This window comes from Halomonas litopenaei (assembly GCF_003045775.1).
In the GTDB taxonomy this organism is placed as follows: domain Bacteria; phylum Pseudomonadota; class Gammaproteobacteria; order Pseudomonadales; family Halomonadaceae; genus Halomonas; species Halomonas litopenaei.
This window is the reverse complement of sequence record NZ_PXNS01000011.1, coordinates 1-15,098: the sequence shown is the minus strand read 5'-3', so window position 1 is coordinate 15,098 and position 15,098 is coordinate 1. Positions and strand designations below refer to the sequence as shown.

Genomic DNA, 15,098 nt, shown 5'->3' with positions numbered 1-15,098 from the left:
CACCCACGGAAGTCAACGCCAGCCCCTTTAGCGCGACGATGGCCCATCACACCGCCGGCGTCGATGAACGCTCGGATCGTCCGCCGCCGCCGCTGCGCGAGGACCTGGTGCTGGTGGATGCGGGTCGTGATCGCCATGGCGAGCCCCAATGGTCGATCCAGGACCCGGTGACCAATCGCTTCTACCGGATCGGCTGGCTCGAGTTCGAGTGTCTGGCGCGCTGGGGGGCGAGCCCCGCGCGGATTCGCGACGAGATCGCCGCCCAGACGCCGATGCAGCCGTCGCTCGAGCAGGTGCTCGAACTAGTGGACTTTCTCGAGCATCACCGTCTCTTGCGGGCCGGGCCCGACAGCACCGACCGATTGGCCCGCGAGGCCGCCACAGGCGCCGCCTGGCGCAAGCTGTCCTGGTGGCTGCATCACTATCTGTTCTTTCGCCTGCCGCTGGTGCGCCCGCAGCGCTTTCTTGGCGCCGTGGTGCGCGCCCTGCCCTGGCTGTTCAGCCGTGGCATGGTCACGGCGGTGCTGTTGCTCGGACTGCTCGGGCTGGTGCTGGTGGTGCGCCGCTGGGACCACTTTACCCACGCGGTGATGGACGCCTTCTCGATGTCGGGCATGCTCAGCTTCGCCTGTGCACTGGTGGTCGCCAAGGCCTGCCACGAGCTCGGCCATGCCCTGGTGGCGACCCGGCTGGGGGTAAAGGTGGCGCATATGGGCGTCGCCTTTATCGTGCTGTGGCCGATGCTCTACACCGACACCGGCGAGAGCTGGAAACTCAGGCGCAGTCGATCGCGGCTGGCGATCTCGTCGGCGGGCATGCTGGTGGAGCTTGGCCTGGCAGGCCTGGCGACCCTCGGCTGGGTGCTGACCGAGCCGGGCGCCGTCAACTCGGCACTTCTGTACCTGGCCACCACCAGCTGGGTGCTGAGCCTGGCGATCAACGCAAGTCCCTTCATGCGCTTCGACGGCTACTTCGTGCTGACCGATCTGCTCGACTTCCCCAACCTGCACGAGCGCGCCGGCGCCCAGGCCCGTGTGTGGCTGCGCCGTCGACTGCTGGGGCTCGACGAGGCCTGGCCCGAGCCCTTTCCCCGTCATCAGCGACGTTCGCTGGTGCTGTTCGCCTTCGCCACCTGGCTGTATCGACTGGTGCTGTTCCTCGGCATCGCCCTGGCCGTCTATCATCTGTTCTTCAAGGCGCTGGGCATCGTCCTGTTCGCCGTGGAAATAGCCTGGTTCATCCTGATGCCCGTCACCCGAGAACTGCAGCACTGGTGGTCCCATCGCCGCGCCGTCCCCCGGCGCTTTCGCCTGGCCTGGCTGTTGGCCCTCGGCCTACTGCTGTTGCTGGCCTGCCTGCCCCTGCAGACCCGCGTCAGCGGGCCTGGCGTGCTCCACGCCGAGCGCGAGCTGACCCTGTACTCGCCGTTTCCCGCACGCCTGGAGACCATCGCCGCCACCGGGCGGGTCGAGCGGGAGGCGGCCCTGGTGCGGCTGAGCGAGCCGGATATCCGACGTCGTGAGCTGGCCCAGGAAAGCGAGCTCGACCTGCTGGAGGCCGAACTCGCGGGGCTGCTCGACGCCGACGATGGGCGTAATCGCGACAGCGCTACCCTGGCGCTACACCGCGTCAGCGAAAGTGGACGCCAGGCCGCCCGGCGGGAGCAGCAGCGACTGGTCATCAACGCCCCCTTCGCCGGCGAATGGCAGCGCTTCGATCGACAACAGACGCCGGGGCAATGGGTCGCGACCCAAGAGCCGCTGGGCGTACTGGTGGCCCCCTCGACCTGGGTCATCGATGCCTACGTGCCTCAGGACGAGGTCCACCGCCTGAGTCCTGGTGCTCGGGTGCGCTTTCTGGTGGAGGGCCACACCCGACCACTGGCCGGACACGTCACCAGCATCGGTGCCACCCGCGCCGAGCACCTGAGTCACACCCTGCTGGCGGCACGTCACGGCGGCCCGTTGTCCACCTACGAGGACCCGGAGGAGCGCGGCAAGTTGCGTCTTGAACGCGCGCTGATCGCGATCGAAGCCCGCCTGGATAGCCCCTGGACAGGCGGCAGGCAGGCCGCCGGCCAACTGCACATCGACGCCGAGCGTCAGAGCCTGGTCGGACAGTTCACTACCTGGCTCGCTTCGGTGGTGATCCGCGAGAGCGGCTTCTGAGAAGACGGTTCCCTCTAGACTGCCTGCCCGCGAGCCCACCAGCGCTGCCACTGTGCCCTATTGTCGCTATGCCCCGTTGTCGCTATGCCCCGTTGTCGCTATGCCCCGTTGTCACTGTGCCCCGTTGTCACTAAGGCGCATTGTCACTATGTTGCACATTCGCTAGCATCGTCACTGCATTCGCCAGGAGCAAGTCAGTGGCCGTCCCATCTCGCAGCAACAGCAAACGCCCCAGCGTGGCCGACTACCTGGCCGAGGCCATCTTCGGCGGACGCTATCGCCCCGGCGACTTCGTGCCCAAGGAGGTCGACCTGGCCGAACAGTTTGCACTGAACCGTTCGGCGGTCAGGAGCGACCTGCGCCAGCTGGTGGACGTGGGCATCATCGAACGCATTTCCGGCCACGGCTCCAAGGTGCGCGAGGTCGAGGCCTGGAACATCCTCGACCCGTCGGTCACCGACTGGATGACCCGCTACGCGGCTCCCAACCCCGAGATCCAGCGCGAGATCCTGAGCTTCCGCCTCGACGTCGAGCCCTACGTGGCGATGACCGCAGCCCGCCGCGCGACGGCCCGCGATCTGGTCGCCATCGAGGAGGCCTTCGAGGGCATGGAAAGCGCCATGAACGCCGCCGAGGGCGACGCCAAGCGCTTGCACAGCGATCACGACATCGCCTTCCATGTGGCCATCTTCAAGGCCACCCGCAATATCGTCTGGTCCCAGCTCTCGCATATCCTGCGCCCCTCGATCTACCTGCTGATCGAGACCTCCAACGAAAGCGCCAGCGACCCCGAGGACAGCCTCGAGCGTCACCGCGAGCTGATGGAGGCGATACGCACGCGACGCCCCCAGGACGCCTTTCGCGCCGCCCAGGCGGTGCTGGCCGGTACCGCCGACGCCCTGGGCATCAAACCCGGCGACTCGGTGCTCGGCAGCGACCTGGAGTTGCCACCTACCGGCTGAGTCAAGGTCCTGTGGGAGCCGCCATGCTATGCTGGCGGCCTGGCGCAGCCCACGCACCCGCCAGCCCCGTCCCCCTCGCCTAGCCCGTCAAAAAGGACCTTTGACATGGCCTCCGTGTATGATTTCAAGCCTCGTTTTCAAGCCCTGCTGCGTCCCTTGGTGGGCCGCCTTCACCAGCGTGGCGTCAGCGCCAATCAGGTCACCCTGCTGGCCGCCGTGCTGTCACTGCTGGTGGCGGCAGTGGTTGGCCTCAACGTGCAGACGCAGCTCTGGTTCGTACTGATCGCACTGTGGCTCCCCCTACGCATGGCGCTCAACGCCATCGACGGCATGCTCGCCCGTGAACACGGCCAGCAGACGGCCCTGGGCGGCTACCTCAACGAGCTGTGCGACGTGGTCTCGGACGCCGCCCTGTTCGTCCCCTTCGCGCTGCTGCCCGAGACAGGCCCCGGCGCCGTCCTTATCGCCATGGTGCTGGCGATCATCGTCGAGTACGCCGGCGTCATGGGCCCCCTGGTCGGGGCGACCCGACGCTACGACGGCCCCATGGGCAAGAGCGATCGCGCCCTGGTCATCGGCATACTCGCCCTGGTGGTGGCGGTGGGCCTGGCGGCAGGCTGGTTCATCGCAGCGGTATTCTGGCTGATGGCGGTGCTGATGCTGGTCTCGCTGTACCATCGCGTCCAGCGTGGCATCGCCGAGGCCACTGGAGACGACAAGACCCCGGCGCCTTGATCTCGCCGGGGTCCCACCATCAGCAGGCGTGGCACCTAAGATGCAGGACGACAGCCCCGTTCACCATGGGCAACCCGCCTGCTGCCCAACCCGAACGCATGGGTTACTCGTAGGCCATCTGCTCAAGCTCCCGTCCACGGGTCTCCTTGACCCACTTCATCACGAACACCACCGAGCAAGCCGCGAAGAAGGCGTAGACACCGTAGGCCCCGGCAAGGCCGATTCCCGCCAGCATGATCGGGAAGGTCATGGTGATGGCGAAGTTGGCCAGCCATTGGAACAGCCCCGAGACCGCCAGTCCCGAACCGCGCACCTGATTGGGGAACATCTCACCGAGCATCACCCACATCACCGGCCCCCAGGACACATTGAAGAACAGCACATAGGCATTGGCCGCCAGCAGCGCTAGCACCCCCATGTCACCGGCCAAGGCCAGCTTTCCGTCGACCATGCTGGCGGTGGAGAAGGCGTAGGCCAACAGGCACAGGGTCAGCGCCATACCCACTGAACCTGCCCACAAGAGCGGCTTGCGACCGATCCGATCGATCAGCGCGATGGCGATCAGACAGGCGCCGATCGACACCGCACCGCTGATCACGTTGATCAGCAGGGCATCACCCTCGGAGAAGCCCACCGCCTGCCACAGCACCGCACCGTAGTAGAACACCACGTTGATCCCGACCAGCTGCTGGAACACCGCCAGCCCGATACCGACCCAGACGATGCCGTGCACCTTGCCACTGGTGGCGTTGATCAGATCCCTGAGGCTCGGCACATGGTCGGCGTTCAGCGACGCCTTGATCTCGGCGACCTTGGCCTGCCCCGCCTGCTCGCCGAGCAGGGTGACCAGCACCCGTGTCGCCTTGTCGTCGCGTCCGCGGCTGATCAGAAAACGCGGGCTCTCCGGGATACCCAGCAGTGCCAGCAGAAAGATCGCCGCCGGCAGCATCTCGATCCAGAACATCCAGCGCCAGGCGTCGAAGCCGAACCACAGACTGGCGGTGGAGGCGCCGGCGATCTTGGCCAGCACATAGTTGCTGACGAAGGCGATAAACAGCCCCGAGATGATCGCCACCTGCTGGATCGTGGCCAGCCGTCCGCGCCGCTCGGCCGGCGCCACCTCGCTGATGTAGGCCGGCGTCATCACGCTGGCCGCGCCCACCGCCATGCCGCCAAGCACCCGGTAGATCACGAACTCCAGCGAGCCGGTCGCCACCCCGGAGCCCCAGGCGCTGACCAGAAAGAACACCGCCGACACGATCAGCAGCGCACGACGGCCGTAGCGATCGGCCAGGCGGCCGGCGAAGAAGGCACCGATGGCGCAACCCAGCAGCATCGAGGCCACGTTGAAGCCGGTGCCGACGCTGTCGGAGTCGAAGGCCGTCTGCAGACCATCGACGGTGCCGTTGATCACGCCGCTGTCGAAGCCGAACAGAAAACCGCCGATGGCGGCGATACAGCAGATGGCGAACACATAGCGTTGTCGCTTGAGCGAGGCGGCGTCCGCCGCTGAGGATACGATAGGCATGCTGAACTCCTTGTTGTTTTGATATCGCAGTTGAAGAAAGGCTGGGTCACAGCCAGCCGGCGTCCACCCAGTGGTTGTGCGCGGTACAGCCGCTGGCCGCGTCGGAGGCGAGAAATACCACCATCGCCGCGACGTGATGAGGCTCGAGGCGCACCTTGAGCTTCTGCTCGGCGACGATCTGGGCCTCCTGTTCGGCGCTGTACCAGCGGGACTGGCGCGGCGTCTTGACGTTGCCGGGGATCACGCAGTTGACCCGGATGCCCTGTTCACCCAGTTCCTGGGCCAGCGCCCGGGTCAGCCCCTCGATACCGGCCTTGGCCGTTTCGTAGAGCGCCAGGCCTGCCTGGCCCAGATGCCAGCTGATCGAGCCGAGGTTGATCACCGCTCCGCCGCCACGTCTGGCCATGCCCGGCGCCACCGCCTGGGTGGCGAACACCAGGTGGCGGAGATTCACGGCGATGCGTTCGTCGAAATAGGCCGGGGTGATGTCCGCCAGACGATGGCGATCGTCGTTGGCCGCGTTGTTGACCAGCACATCGACATCACCGATCGCGCTCAGCACCTCGTCGAGACGCGCCAGATCGGTCAGGTCACAGTGATGGAATTGCAGCCGATCGCGGCCGGCACCCTGCTCGGTCAGACTCGCCACCAGCGCCTGTGATGGCGCCTCGGCGAGGTCGAGAAAGTGCACCTCGGCGCCCTGCTCGACAAAGGCTTCCACCAGCCCTTCTCCGATTCCCGAGCCGCCACCGGTGATGACCACCCGCCTGCCCGCAAGGCCTGGATAAAGCGCCACCGGCGCTCGAGATTCCTTCGTCATGTCAGCGTGACTCCCGTTGCTGTTGTAGGGGTTGTACCTAAGCCATCCAGGACTTGCCTGGAAGCGCCTGCGCTCGTCGACGTATCGGCTTGGCCTGCTGGAGGCGGCGTCTGTCACCGCTTTCGCCTTTCGATCGACGAAGCCTTTCGATTGGCGAAGCCTTTCGTCTGGCGAGATCCGTTCGTTCGACGAGAGATGTTTGTTATTTCTCTTTACTAATATTTCGTTAGTAATTTGTCCTAACTAAGTGCACAGTCTTGTCGAGTCGGACGCCTTGTGCCATTGCACTTATGTCGAACAGAAGCCTCCCAGCGGAAAGGTGCTTGATGGCGCCCGGTGCTCTTCTGAAATCCAGTGCTCTTCTGAAAAGCGGCACAGGCGTCGCACGGATTCACTCAGGATCCTTGTTCGGCCGATGTAGCCGGCCGATGCAGTCGGTCGATGCAGCCGGGCGCTACTGTACGGCGCTAGGCGCTGTCCGAAAAGTCGACGAGCGAAGGTTAGACAAGGCAAAAATTGGTGAGAAAGCGCAGTTTACGGGGTGTAAATGAGCATGTTGATCCGATTTTTAACGCCGTATTACCGAGCGCAGGCACTTTTCAGACAAGCCCTAAAGTCCGGCGCTGCGGCCCGTCGCCCGCCTTGGTACACTCGACGCGACCTTCCCCATCCCTGACAGGGTCGGAGACTTTCGTTCATGACCGCCTCTTCCACCGCCGGCGACCTTGGTGCGCTCAAGTCACGCAACCGCGCCTCTCTGCTGGAGTGGCTGCGCCGCCAGCCCGGGCTGACCCGTGCCGAGCTTGCCCAGCGCACCGCCCTGACCAAGGTAACCGTCGGCGCCGCCGTACAGACGCTGCTGGACCAGGGCTGGCTGGTCGAAGGCGATCTGCTGCGTGGGGGTAGCGGCCGCCCCGGACGGGCGCTGTCCCTCAATCCCGACAGCCATGCCATCCTGGGCATCGAGATCGGGGTCCATGGCCTGCACGTGCTGGCCATCAACTTTCATGGCCAGATCCTGGCCCAGCGACACCAGGCCGTGGTGCCGACCCGGCCAGACGATACCCTGGATCAGATCGTGCCCATGGTGCGCGAGCTTATCCGGACGGCGCTTTCACACAGGACACTGCTCGGTGTGGGACTGGCGGTGCCGGGGCCGACGTCGCCGGAGCAGTCGCGGCTTAGCCTGGCGCCCAACCTGGGCTGGCGAGACGTCCCGCTGCTCGAGATGCTCAGGCAGCGCCTGCCGGAACTCGGCGATGATTCGAGACGATTCTGGTGCATGGACAACGAGGCCAAGGCGGCGGCCTTTGGCGAGCTCTATTGCAGCCCGTCCAGCGGCCAGGATGCCGCGACACCGTCCTCACTGTTGTACGTCAGCGCGGCTACCGGGATCGGCAGCGGGCTGGTAGTGCAAGGCACGCCGCCCCGGGTGATTCGTGGCGTGCATGGGCTGGCCGGAGAGATCGGCCACACACTCCTGGCGCCGGGGGGCAAGCCGTGTCACTGCGGCAACCACGGCTGCGCCGAGACCCTGGTCAGTGGCTGGGCCCTGCGTGATGCCCTGGGTATCGAGGCCGGCGCCTCCTTGAGCGAAGGCATCAAGCATCACCACGACCCCGACCTGGTGGCCGAGACCCTCAACCAGGCAGGGGAAGCCCTGGGCCTGCTGCTGCTCAATCTCCACCTCACCCTGAATCCCGAGCGCATCGTCATCGGTGGCTCGCTGGTGAAGCTGGGCGCACCGCTGCTGGACCCGGCGCTTGCGTTCTTCACTCGTCATCAGAACCATCTGCTGCCACAGGCGCCGCCGATCCCGGTGCGCATCCTCGACGACAGCCTGGCGACCGCCGCCCGCGGCGCTGCCGCCCAGGTACTGTGCCAGTTGCTGGCTCGCCACGACGAATTCGCCACTGACGAATAACCCGCTGCTTCTGGCGGGTTCAGCTCACACCAAGGGAGCGACGGCGTCGTGGGTCATCGAGAGATCGACGCGAAGTGGCGTGTTCAGGCGCTGCCATCATCGTCGACGAAGGCCTCGGTGGCCTGGCGATGCCCCAGCATCAGGGCGTCGGCCACCTGCTGCAGCGGCGTGATGTCCATATCGCGCTGGCCAGCCTCGAGCAAGCTGTGGAAATGCGCGTAGACCCCCTGGTACTCGCGCTCCGGCTCATCGATCAGCGTCCTGCCATCGGCGATCAGACGGGCGCCCCCTGCCTCCAGGGTCAAGGTTCCCCCATCGGTGACGAAGGTCATCTCCCAGCACGGCGGATCCTCGTGGCGGAAGTCAAAGTCACCGCTCAGCAGGACGCCATCGGCGGTACGCCATTCAAGCGTCGCCGCGATGGGTGTCTGGGCGTTGGCGGGCACGACCAGATTGGCCCGCTTCAAGAAGAACGGATCGGGCAGCAGTGCGGTAACGATGGACAGGGCGTTGATGCCCGGATCGAACACCCCCATGCCGCCGGCTTCCCACAGCCAGGCCTGGCCTGGATGCCACACCCGCACGTCCTCGTGCCAGCGAATATCGACGCCCTCGACCCGGCGTCCAGCGAGCCACTCGGCGGCCGCGGCGATGCCCGGGGCAAAGCGCGAGTGCCAAGCGGCGAACAGCGTAAGTCCCGCCTTTTCGGCCTGTGCCTTGAGGTCCTGCACCTCGGCCAGGGTGGCACCCGGCGGCTTTTCCAACAGCACCGCCTTGCCACGGGCCAGCGCCTGACTGGCGAGCCTGTGGCGCAGATGGGCAGGAGTGCAGATCGCCACGGCGTCGATATCCGGCTCGGCGTCGAGCATCTCCTCGAGACTTGCGTAGGACGCCACGTCCTCCAGGCGCGAATGAGGGTCCGCCGACGCCACCAGCTCAAGTCCTTCGGTGGCACGGATGGCGTCCAGATGCTGATCCCGGACGATCTTGCCGGCGCCGGCCACGCCCAGTCGAAACTGCCGCATTACTGCCTCCTGGAGCGGTCCCCGCGGAGACCTCAACGTAATCAAGGAGCACAGCATAATTGAGCCGAGGGGCGTGACCAACCCTGCCCCAGCTACGCCAGGGACCTGTCGCCACCCTCGCTACCCCGGGCAAAAGGTCGGGTCAGCCCTGGTGTGCTGCTGCGAAGGCCCTGGCGGGCGCCCAGACAAGGACGAGGATCACCCTTTCAGTGATTGTCCCTGGGCGGACTCTGGCGCGCCACGTCACGGTAGGCGTCGGCGCCGCGCAGGGTCATGCCGCGATCCAGTGGTTCGATCAGGGTGCGCTGGATCTCCTGCCACGGCGTCTGGTGGGCCGGATAGGGATAGCCGCCCTGGGCGTCGAGACGCTGTCGACGCTGGGTGATTTCGTCATCGTCCACCAGCAGGCGGACCTCGCAGCGGCCCAGATCCACGCGTAGTCGATCGCCGGTCTGGACCAGCGCCAGCGGCCCGCCGGTGGCGGCTTCCGGCGAGGCGTTGAGGATCGAGGGCGATCCCGAGGTCCCCGACTGACGCCCGTCGCCCAGACACGGCAGCGACTCGATCCCCTGGCGAATCAGCGCCTCCGGCGGCTGCATGTTGACCACCTCGGCGCCGCCAGGATGGCCCACCGGTCCCGCCCCACGCATGATCAGGATGGTGCTGGCGTCGATGCCGAGTTCGGGATCGTCGATGCGGGCGTGGTAGTCCTCGGAGCCGTCGAACACCACCACCCGGCCCTCGAAGGCATCCGGGTCGTCCGGGTTCTCGAGAAACCGCCGACGAAAGTCCGGCGAGATCACGCTGGTCTTCATCAGCGCCGAGTCGAACAGGTTGCCCTTGAGGTTCAGGAAGCCGGCGTGTTCGACCAGCGGATTGTCGAAGCGTCGGATGACCTCCTCGTCCTGCGTCTCGCGGCCCGCGATGCTGTCGGCCAGGCGGCGGCCGTCGACGCCGGTGACGTCGCCGTGCAGCAGTCCGCGCTCGAGCAGCTCGTGCTGGACTGCCGGCACCCCGCCGGCACGATGGAACTCCTCACCCAGATAGGCACCCGCCGGCATCACGTTGGCCAGCAACGGAATCCGGTGGCCCAGTCGCTGCCAGTCGTCGTTGTCGAGCGCAACGCCTGCATGGCGGGCGATGGCGTTGACGTGGATCGGCGCATTGGACGATCCCCCCAGCGCCGAACACACCACCACCGCGTTCTCGAACGCCTCGCGCGTCAGGATGTCGAGCGGACGCAGGTCCTGCCATACCATCTCGACCGCGCGCTCGCCGGTGTCGTAGGCGACCATCGCGCGTTCCTTGTAGGGCCCGGGAATCATCGCCGACCCCGGCAGGCTCATGCCCAGCGCCTCGGCCATGGAGTTCATGGTGGAGGCGGTACCCATGGTGTTGCAGTGGCCCACCGAAGGCGCCGAGTCGCTGGCCCGGGCAAGAAACTCGGCGTAGTCGATGTCGCCGGCGGCCAGACGCTTTCTCAGCTCCCAGATGATGGTGCCGGAGCCGACCCGCTCGTTGCCCCGCCAGCCATTGAGCATGGGGCCGCCGGACAGCACGATGGCCGGAATGTTGACCGTCGCCGCCGCCATCAAACAGGCCGGGGTGGTCTTGTCACAGCCGGTGGTCAGCACCACGCCGTCCAGCGGATAGCCGTGCAGCACCTCCACCAGGCCCAGGTAGGCCAGGTTGCGGTCCAGCGCCGCCGTGGGCCGGCGCACGTTCTCGTGGATCGGGTGCAGGGGGAACTCGAAGGGCACCCCGCCGGCAGCGCGTATACCGTCCTTGACCCGCTTGACCAGCTCGATGTGGTGACGATTGCAGGGGGTCAGGTCGGAACCGGACTGGGCGATGCCGATGATCGGCTTGCCCGAGGTCAGCTCATCGAGGGTCACCCCGTAGTTGAGGTAACGCTCGATGCACAGCGCAGTGGTGCCCGGGTGGTCGGCATTGTCGAACCACCAGCGGGAACGCAGCTGGTCGGGGGTAAGGCGGGGGCGCTGGGTCATGGTGTTCTCCTGCGGTTGCCGCCGGCATGCGAGCGGCAACGGTCTGCCATTGGGTGCGAAGGTCGGGAGCGCTCAGTGGGAGTGTCGCGGAACGTCCGCGCCACGACAGCCCACCAGAAAGTCGAAGTCGCAGCCTTCATCGGCCTGCAGCACGTGCTCGATGTAGAGCTGACGGTAGCCGCCGCTGGAGGCGATACGGCGCGACGCCTCGGTGGGATCGCTGGCGGACAGGCGCCGCTCGAGCTCGGCCTCGTCGACGTCCAGATGCAGACGCCCGTCGTAGGCATCCAGCTCGATCCAGTCGCCGTTCTCTACCGCCGCCAGGGGACCGCCGGCCGCCGCCTCCGGCGCCACATGCAGGACCACGGTGCCATAGGCGGTACCGCTCATGCGAGCGTCCGAGATCCGCACCATGTCGGTCACGCCCTGGGCCAGGAGCTTCGCCGGCAGGCCCATGTTGCCCACCTCGGCCATGCCGTGGTAGCCCTTGGGACCGCAGTGCTTCATCACCAGCACGCTGTCGGCATCGACCTCCAGATCCGGGTCATTGATCCGCGCCTTGTAGTCGTCGAAGTTCTCGAACACCACCGCGCGACCACGGTGACGCATCAGCTCGGGGCTCGCCGCCGAGGGCTTGAGCACCGCGCCCTTGGGCGCCAGGTTGCCGCGCAGCACGCACATGCCACCGTCGTCCACCAGCGGGTTGTCCAGCTCACGAATCACCTGATCGTTGTAGAGCGGCGCATCCTTGACGTTGTCCCACAGGGTCTGGCCGTTGACCGTCAGCGCCTCCTTGTGGGGCAGGCGGTCTGCCTCACCGAGGCGCCGCAGCACCGCCGGAAGCCCGCCGGCGTAGTAGAACTCCTCCATCAGAAAGCGCCCCGACGGCTGCAGGTCGACGATGGTCGGGGTGCCACGCCCTACCCGGTTCCAGTCATCGAGCTCGAGCTCGACGCCCATGCGTCCGGCGATCGCCTTGAGGTGGATCACCGCATTGGTCGAGCCACCGATGGCGGCGTTGGTGCGAATGGCGTTCTCGAAGGCCTCCCGGGTCAGCACCCGAGACAACCGCAGGTCCTCCTTGACCATGTCGACGATGCGATTGCCCGACAGGTGCGCCAGCACATAGCGGCGCGAGTCCACCGCAGGAATCGCCGCATTGTGGGGCAGCGACACCCCCAGCGATTCCGCCATGCAGGCCATGGTGGAGGCCGTGCCCATGGTGTTGCAGGTGCCGGCGGAGCGTGACATGCCGGCCTCTGCGGCCATGAAGTCGTGGATCGATATCTTGCCTGCCTTGACCTCCTCGGACAGCTGCCAGACCACGGTGCCGGAGCCGATATCCCGGCCCTTGTGCTTGCCGTTGAGCATCGGCCCGCCGGTGACCACGATGGCCGGGATGTCGCAGCTGGCCGCCCCCATCAACAGCGCCGGAGTGGTCTTGTCGCAGCCGGTCAGCAACACCACGCCGTCCAGCGGATTGCCGCGAATGGCCTCCTCCACGTCCATGCTCGCCAGGTTGCGGGTGAACATGGCGGTGGGACGCAGATTGGATTCGCCGTTGGAGAACACCGGGAACTCCACCGGGTAGCCGCCCGCCTCCAGCACCCCCTTCTTGACGTGCTCGGCCAGCTTGCGGAAGTGGGCGTTGCACGGTGTGAGCTCGGAGAAGGTATTGCAGATACCGATGATCGGGCGGCCATCGAATTCGTGATCAGGAATCCCCTGATTCTTCATCCAGCTGCGGTACATGAAGCCGTTCTTGTCCGCGCTGCCGAACCACTCGGCGCTACGAAAGCGTGCCTTCTGGGGCACTTCGGTCGCCGCTTCGTCGCTTGCAGCCTCAATACCCACGCTTGGGGAATCCTGATCACTATCGGCCATTGCCTGGCTCCTTCAACTCTGTCACGGGGCGAGCGGCAACCGGTCTGCCTGCTGTCTCGGGCCAATCGCTGGCCTTCGACGTCATGGCGAATACCGACCCGCTCGTCGGGTCCTGGGCAAGCCTACGTCGCGGGCGCCACAAAGTACACACATACGAAAGTATATGTTGAACATACTCGCAACTCGGTCAAGACTTGCCGCCACACCAATAACGATCACGCTCTCATCAGGGAGATCGACCATGCGAGCTATCCCCAGGCTTTCCCGTCTTGCCGCCTCCATCGGTGCGGCATCCATCGCCATCACTGCTGCCGCCAGTGCCCAGGCCGCTGAATACGAGTGGACCTTCCAGGCCTCCGAGACCGCCGGCGAGCCGAGCTTCAAGATCAAGCAGGAGTGGGCCGAGCGCATCGAGACCATGACCGATGGCCGTGTGGCCATCGAGGTGTTGCCGATCAACTCGGTGGTAGGTCCCACCGAAACCCTGCAGGCGGTGAGTTCCGGCATCCTGCAGGGCCATATGACCGACCCCAGCTACTTCTCCGGCCAGAACCCGGCCTTCGGCATGCTCGGCAATCTGGTGGGCGCCTGGAACGACCCCTACGACTTCCTCGAGTTCATGAACAACGCCGGCGGCGAGGATCTCTACAACGAGCTGGTGGAGCCCTACGGCGCCCATCTGGTGGCGGCGGCGACCTTCCCGCTGGAGTCGATCCCGTCCACGGTGGCCATCGAGTCGCTGGAAGACTTCGAGGGACTCAAGATTCGTGCGCCCCAGGGCATGGTCTACAACATCTTCGAGCGCATCGGCGCCACGCCGGTCAACCTGCCCGGCTCCGAGGTCTACACCGGCCTTGAGAAGGGCGTGATCGACGCCGCCGACTCCACGGTGCTGTCGAACAACGACGCCCAGGGCCTCCATGCCTTTGCGCCCTACCCGCTGTACCCGGGCTTCCACTCCATGCCGATGATCGCGGTATCGGTGAACAAGGATATCTGGGACGGCCTGCCCGAAGACCTTCAGACCACCCTCGAGACCGCCTTCGACGCCATGGCCTACGACCTGATCGCCCGACTCAAGGCCCAGGACATCGAAGCGCTTGCCCGTCTCCAGGCGGACCCGGAGGTTCACCCGTTCGACCTGCCCGACGAAGAACGCAAGGCCTTCCGTCAGGCGGCTGAACAGGAATGGCAGGAGTGGGCCGGCAAGAACGAGATGACCCAGAAGGTCTACGACGCCGCCACCGGCTTCCTGACCGCCCGCGGCCAACTGTAAGCCTCGCCAGCCGTCCTGCCCCCCGAGAGGGCCCCTGCCCCCCGGTCCAGCCTGCTGACACCGGGGGGCAGATCCGTGACGACTTGCTGACCGCACCCGTGGTCGTGACCTTCAACCTGTTGACCAACGCCGCCAGCGGCCTGGAGCAACCATGACGCCTCCCTCCTCCCACAACACCCCCGCCGGATCGCCACATGACGGCGCCGGGCGGCCGCCCGATCCTTCGCACGAGCCTTCTCGCGGCCCGAACCCCGACCCGTCGGCGGACAGGACGCCCGAGCGTGCCCCCGATGTGGTGCGCAGTCGTTTCGATCGTGGCGTGGTCCGGGTGGCCCAGTTCGCCGCCTGGCTGGTGTTCATCGCCATGGCCATCAGCGTCTATGAGGTGATCATGCGCTACGGCTTCGGCGCGCCCACCTCCTGGGTCCACGAGAGCGTGGTCATGCTGGTGGCGGTCAGCTTCTGTCTCGGCGGCCCCGCCGCGCTGGCCTCCAACCGCCATATCCGGGTCAAGGTGCTCTACGACGCCGTGGGCCCGAGGTTCCGGCTGTGGCTCGACCGCTTCAATGACCTGGTCACCTTCGGCTTCTGCCTGGGCATGACCTACGCCGCCTGGGTGATGTTCTATGGCGCCTCCCACAACCCCCTCGGCGAGTGGCAACTGGAGCGCTCCGGCACCTCCTGGAACCCGCCGTTCCCCGCCCTGGTCAAGGGCATGATCCTCGCCGCGGTGGCGATCATGTGCGTCCAGGCGCTGATTCACCTGA

The 15,098-nt window shown here is 66.2% G+C and carries 11 protein-coding genes; 6 read left to right on the top strand and 5 right to left on the bottom strand.

Annotation, left to right across the window (positions count from 1 at the left end; translation table 11 throughout):
- Positions 1 to 38 precede the first annotated feature (38 nt).
- The 3 genes from C6W88_RS16930 (at position 39) to C6W88_RS16920 (ending at position 3,865) form a co-directional block, all read left to right on the top strand.
- Entirely contained in the window at positions 39 to 2,168 is a 2,130-nt protein-coding gene (locus C6W88_RS16930; protein ID WP_108133334.1) for a site-2 protease family protein, read from the top strand.
- A 197-nt stretch (positions 2,169 to 2,365) separates the two neighbouring features.
- Entirely contained in the window at positions 2,366 to 3,130 is a 765-nt protein-coding gene (locus tag C6W88_RS16925; protein WP_231498686.1) for a FadR/GntR family transcriptional regulator, read from the top strand.
- Between the two features lie 105 nt (positions 3,131 to 3,235).
- On the top strand, positions 3,236 to 3,865 hold the full coding sequence (locus C6W88_RS16920) for a CDP-alcohol phosphatidyltransferase family protein (RefSeq protein ID WP_108133333.1): 630 nt from the start codon (positions 3,236 to 3,238) through the stop codon (positions 3,863 to 3,865).
- A gap of 103 nt (positions 3,866 to 3,968) precedes the next feature.
- Here the strand turns inward: C6W88_RS16920 and C6W88_RS16915 are convergent, their stop codons facing one another.
- Positions 3,969 to 5,393 (bottom strand): sugar porter family MFS transporter, encoded by a 1,425-nt coding sequence (locus C6W88_RS16915; protein ID WP_108133332.1) that lies wholly within the window; start codon positions 5,391 to 5,393, stop codon positions 3,969 to 3,971.
- Positions 5,394 to 5,439: 46 nt separating this feature from the next.
- Complete coding sequence (locus tag C6W88_RS16910) at positions 5,440 to 6,213, bottom strand: D-xylose 1-dehydrogenase (protein ID WP_108133331.1); 774 nt, start codon at positions 6,211 to 6,213, stop codon at positions 5,440 to 5,442.
- 697 nt (positions 6,214 to 6,910) lie between these two features.
- On the opposite strand from C6W88_RS16910, the gene C6W88_RS16905 reads away from it, so the two are divergent.
- Positions 6,911 to 8,137 (top strand): ROK family transcriptional regulator, encoded by a 1,227-nt coding sequence (locus tag C6W88_RS16905; RefSeq protein ID WP_108133330.1) that lies wholly within the window; start codon positions 6,911 to 6,913, stop codon positions 8,135 to 8,137.
- A gap of 83 nt (positions 8,138 to 8,220) precedes the next feature.
- On the opposite strand, the gene C6W88_RS16900 is transcribed toward C6W88_RS16905, so the two are convergent.
- The 3 genes from C6W88_RS16900 to C6W88_RS16890 all read right to left on the bottom strand — a co-directional run bounded on the left by C6W88_RS16900 (position 8,221) and on the right by C6W88_RS16890 (position 13,055).
- A complete protein-coding gene (locus C6W88_RS16900) occupies positions 8,221 to 9,162 on the bottom strand; it encodes a Gfo/Idh/MocA family protein (RefSeq protein ID WP_108133329.1) in 942 nt (313 codons plus the stop codon).
- A gap of 206 nt (positions 9,163 to 9,368) precedes the next feature.
- Positions 9,369 to 11,171 (bottom strand): IlvD/Edd family dehydratase, encoded by a 1,803-nt coding sequence (locus C6W88_RS16895; RefSeq protein WP_108133328.1) that lies wholly within the window; start codon positions 11,169 to 11,171, stop codon positions 9,369 to 9,371.
- Between the two features lie 72 nt (positions 11,172 to 11,243).
- Positions 11,244 to 13,055 carry an IlvD/Edd family dehydratase gene (locus C6W88_RS16890; protein ID WP_231498685.1) on the bottom strand — a complete coding sequence of 604 codons (1,812 nt, stop codon included), beginning with the start codon at positions 13,053 to 13,055 and terminating at the stop codon, positions 11,244 to 11,246.
- A gap of 241 nt (positions 13,056 to 13,296) precedes the next feature.
- Between C6W88_RS16890 and C6W88_RS16885 the strand changes: the two genes are divergently transcribed.
- Together C6W88_RS16885 and C6W88_RS16880 are read left to right on the top strand one after the other, a co-directional pair.
- The gene (locus C6W88_RS16885; RefSeq protein WP_108133327.1) at positions 13,297 to 14,331 is read left to right on the top strand and encodes a TRAP transporter substrate-binding protein; all 1,035 of its coding nucleotides are present in this window, start codon (positions 13,297 to 13,299) and stop codon (positions 14,329 to 14,331) included.
- A 151-nt stretch (positions 14,332 to 14,482) separates the two neighbouring features.
- On the top strand, positions 14,483 to 15,098 hold a 616-nt coding region (locus C6W88_RS16880), incomplete at its 3' end, for a TRAP transporter small permease subunit (protein ID WP_108133370.1).

Bases quoted from the DNA above. Each gene is read 5' to 3' on its own strand.
- C6W88_RS16885 (WP_108133327.1), top strand. From the start codon at position 13,297: ATGCGAGCTATCCCCAGGCTTTCCCGTCTTGCCGCCTCCATCGGTGCG.
- C6W88_RS16905 (WP_108133330.1), top strand. From the start codon at position 6,911: ATGACCGCCTCTTCCACCGCCGGCGACCTTGGTGCGCTCAAGTCACGC.
- C6W88_RS16895 (WP_108133328.1), bottom strand. From the start codon at position 11,171: ATGACCCAGCGCCCCCGCCTTACCCCCGACCAGCTGCGTTCCCGCTGG.
- C6W88_RS16915 (WP_108133332.1), bottom strand. From the start codon at position 5,393: ATGCCTATCGTATCCTCAGCGGCGGACGCCGCCTCGCTCAAGCGACAA.
- C6W88_RS16930 (WP_108133334.1), top strand. From the start codon at position 39: ATGGCCCATCACACCGCCGGCGTCGATGAACGCTCGGATCGTCCGCCG.
- C6W88_RS16920 (WP_108133333.1), top strand. From the start codon at position 3,236: ATGGCCTCCGTGTATGATTTCAAGCCTCGTTTTCAAGCCCTGCTGCGT.
- C6W88_RS16910 (WP_108133331.1), bottom strand. From the start codon at position 6,213: ATGACGAAGGAATCTCGAGCGCCGGTGGCGCTTTATCCAGGCCTTGCG.
- C6W88_RS16890 (WP_231498685.1), bottom strand. From the start codon at position 13,055: ATGGCCGATAGTGATCAGGATTCCCCAAGCGTGGGTATTGAGGCTGCA.
- C6W88_RS16900 (WP_108133329.1), bottom strand. From the start codon at position 9,162: ATGCGGCAGTTTCGACTGGGCGTGGCCGGCGCCGGCAAGATCGTCCGG.